Below are 1,684 nucleotides of genomic sequence, written 5' to 3'. Positions count from 1 at the left end.
CTTGAGGGCCGCCACGACCTCGTGCCCGATGGCCGTGGTGGTCTCGGGCGAACCGTCGAAGCCGCCGTAGAGGAGGGTCAGACCATGGCCGGCCGCGGCGGAGCCGGTGCACTGGGTGTGGAAGTAGACGAAGCCACGGGCATCGGGCCCGCCCTCTCCGCCGATCTCGGACTGGCCGCAGCTGCGGCAGCAGGTGAAGTTCTCGCGGGCGGTGATTCCGGATTCCTCCAGGGCGGTGAACGCGCGGGTGAGCCGCTCAGGATCGGTCTCACCCTCCCACTCGGCCTGCTCCGCGACCCGCTCCAGCCACATCCGGTCGGCCAGCGCCTGCGCCTGCTCGCGCGAGACGGGCCGGTGATCTCCGCTGACCAAGTAGTCCTCGGCCAGTTCGGCCAGTTCGGCGCGGGTGGCGTAACCCCCGACCAGCGCCTCACGGACGCACTCCTCCAACTCCTCGAGATCGCTCTCGTCGAGGTCGAGCGGCGGTACCTCGCAGGCGGGTGCCATGTCCAGCAGCGACCACTCCAGACCGGCGTCCCAGCCCGCCTCCCGGCGGGCCCAGCCGGTCACCGCCGCGATCACGGCCTCGGGCCCGTCGGCCGTCGCCCGGAAGTGGCGGTCGGCGGCGCCGTCCCGGTACTCCAGCTCGTAGTCGCCCCCGGCCTTGTGCCAGACCTGGTCGAACACGTCGGTGCCAGACCTGGGCGAACACGTCGGGCAGGTCGGGTACCTGCTGGACCACCAGGAAGCGGTCCCCCTCATCGCCGATGCGCCGGACCAGGGCGGCCAGCTCCTCAGCGGACACGCGGACGTGCCGCTCCCAGTTCTCCGTCTCCACCACGATCTCAAGCATGCGCAGACTCTGACACACCCCTCTGACAGCGACCCTCCCGGGATCCGCGTCACAACCGCGCCCCCCGGCCTCGGTGGTGGCGGGCGGCCGCGGTGCGCCCCGTGGAGCAGGAGCGGCAAGTCAACGCCAAGTGCGTACCAAGAGGGGACGGCCACGCTGTCGTATCCGCTGTCGCCACTCGACCCTGGAGCAAACGAGCGTGTCCCCCAGCAGTGCCCCCCGAGGTCCCCACACCCACGAGACGGACCCCGTCCGCCCCCTCGCCCCCGCCGGTGAGCGCCCTGCCGGCCGGAGCGGCGCGACGACGCCGCTCGACTCCGCGCCGCCCGGCGTCCTGGACGCCTACCGCACCTGCGAGTTCGTCACCCTGGCGAAGGACGGAACACCGCTGGCCTGGCCGACGGCCGTCGCACGCCGTGAGGACGGAACCCTCCTGCTGACCACCTCCCTCGCCTTCGCGCAGAAGGCGTTCAACGTCCGGCGCGACGGCCGGGTGGCCCTGCTCTTCTCCGACCCGACGGGCAGCGGGCTCGAGCACGCCCCGCAGATCTTCGTCAGCGGCCGCGCCGAGTGCCCCGATACGGTCATGACGGGCCCGCGGGGCGCCGAGGAGTACTGGCGCAGGCTCTTCGAACGGCAGCCGCACAGCCGCGCCTACCTCCGGCTCCCCATGAGGCCGATGATGTCCTGGTACTACCTGCGCCTCCTCATCACCGTCGACCCGGAACAGGTCATCGTGCGGCCGCCCCTGGAAGAGCTGCCGAACCACGACCTGCCGGCCACCGCCGCCGGCACCCCGCCACTGCCCGGAGCCGAACAGCTGGGGCGCAC

General features: G+C 72.3%; 1 protein-coding gene and 1 pseudogene. One reads left to right on the top strand and one right to left on the bottom strand.

Features of this window, described 5'->3' with window-relative positions:
- A pseudogene (locus VR44_RS15230) lies at positions 1 to 853 on the bottom strand (DUF6891 domain-containing protein); the annotation flags it as partial.
- A gap of 199 nt (positions 854 to 1,052) precedes the next feature.
- Between VR44_RS15230 and VR44_RS15225 the strand changes: the two are divergent.
- The coding region (locus VR44_RS15225; RefSeq protein ID WP_245691828.1) for a pyridoxamine 5'-phosphate oxidase family protein at positions 1,053 to 1,684 on the top strand (632 nt) is incomplete at its 3' end.

The sequence above is a fragment of the Streptomyces katrae genome, assembly GCF_000966975.1.
Taxonomy (GTDB): domain Bacteria; phylum Actinomycetota; class Actinomycetes; order Streptomycetales; family Streptomycetaceae; genus Streptomyces; species Streptomyces katrae.
The sequence above is the reverse complement of the archived record's forward strand: the minus strand, read 5'-3'. Positions and strand labels throughout refer to the sequence as shown.